1 protein-coding gene and 1 pseudogene are annotated in these 1542 nt (G+C 76.7%); one reads left to right on the top strand and one right to left on the bottom strand.

The genetic code is table 11. The features are described 5' to 3' along the window. Positions 1-1166 (top strand): ATP-binding SpoIIE family protein phosphatase (locus AB0K09_RS33285; RefSeq protein WP_366069118.1); only part of this gene is annotated, 1166 nt, incomplete at its 5' end. Positions 1167-1173: 7 nt separating this feature from the next. On the opposite strand, the pseudogene AB0K09_RS33280 reads toward AB0K09_RS33285, so the two are convergent. Continuing rightward, positions 1174-1542, bottom strand: a pseudogene (locus AB0K09_RS33280) (TPM domain-containing protein); the annotation flags it as partial.

The following is a 1542-nucleotide window of genomic DNA, read 5'->3' as shown; positions in this document are numbered from 1 at the left end:
GCCTGCTGCCGCCCGGCGACCCCGAGGCGGCCGGCCTGGACATCGCCTGCCGCTATCTGCCCGGCAACGCCGCCACCGAGGTCGGCGGCGACTGGTTCGACGTCATCGAGCTGCCCGGCCACCGCACGGCGCTCGTCGTTGGCGACGTCATGGGACGCGGGCTGCGCGCCGCCGTCGCCATGGGCGAGCTCCGGACGGCCGTACGGACGCTCGCCATGCTCGACCTGGAGCCGGCCGAGGTGCTCACCGAGCTGGACCAGATCGCGCACGGCCTCGGCCGGCCCGGCGGCAAGCAGTCCGCGCCGCGCGGCATGCGCGGCAGCGTGCGGTCGGCCGACCTGTCCGAGGTCTACCTCGCGACCTGCGTCTACGCCGTGTACGACCCCGTGACCCGGCGGTGCACCGTCGCCAACGCGGGCCACCTGCCGCCCGTCCTGGTGGAGAGCGGCGAGCCGGCGATGCTGCTGGAGGTGCCGCCGGGCATGCCGCTGGGCGTCGGCGGCGAGCCCTTCGAGCAGACCGAGATCGAACTGCCCGACGGGGCGCTCCTCGCCCTCTACACGGACGGTCTGGTCGAGTCCCGCGACCACCCCCTCGACGAGGGCCTCCAGGCCTTCCGTGACGCCCTGCGCGACCCGGAGCGGCCGCTGGAGGACGTCTGCGACCACGTCCTGGGCGCGCTCGACACCCACCACGGCGAGGACGACATCGCCCTGCTCATGGCCCGGGTGCGCGGCCTGGCCGCCGACCGGGTCGGCGACTGGACCCTCCCGGCCGAGCCCCGCTCCGTCGCCCGCGCCCGCGAACTGACCCGCGAGCAGCTGGAGTCCTGGGGCCTCGACGACCTCGTCGACACGTCCGAACTGCTGGTGAGCGAGCTCGTCACCAACGCCCTGCGGTACGGGGAGGGCGAGATCCGGCTGCGCCTGCTGCTGGACCGCACGCTGGTGTGCGAGGTCTGGGACGGCGGGCTGGTCCAGCCGCGGCGGCGGCGGGCGCGGGACACGGACGAGGGGGGCCGGGGGTTGCAGCTGGTGGGGATGCTCAGCGCTGCCTGGGGCAGCCGGAGGATTCCGCGGGGGAAGACGGTGTGGTTCGAGCTGGCTCTGCCGGACGGGGACTCGCCGCCGCCGGATGCGGTGGAGGCGCTGCTGAGCCTGTACTGAGCGCGGATCAGCCCGCCAGCCGGCCCCTGGTCGCCCAGCCGCCGAAGGTCGCCGGGAGCAGGTCCCCGAGGATGATGCCGCCCAGGAGGGCGCGGTCCACGGGTTGTGGGGGCGGCTCCCGGCCGGAGGCCGCCTCGTACGCGTCGATGTCGCTCTCCGCCAGCGCCCGCGCCTGGCGAGCGAGGGTGAGGGCGCGGTCGGCGGCGTGGCGGGGGAGGAGGCGTTCCGCCTCGGCGAGGCGGGTGCGGGCGCGGCAGCCGGTGGCGCCGCGGTGGGTGGTGAGGAAGTCGCGGGCGGCGGCGACCTCGGTGCGGGCCGCGAGCAGGGCGCGGTCGGCGCGGGCCCGGGCGCGGGTCTCGGCGGCCCGGGTGCCGGC

Origin of the sequence: Streptomyces sp. NPDC049577 (assembly GCF_040675635.1) — a bacterium.
In the GTDB taxonomy this organism is placed as follows: domain Bacteria; phylum Actinomycetota; class Actinomycetes; order Streptomycetales; family Streptomycetaceae; genus Streptomyces.
The sequence above is the reverse complement of the archived record's forward strand: the minus strand, read 5'-3'. Positions and strand labels throughout refer to the sequence as shown.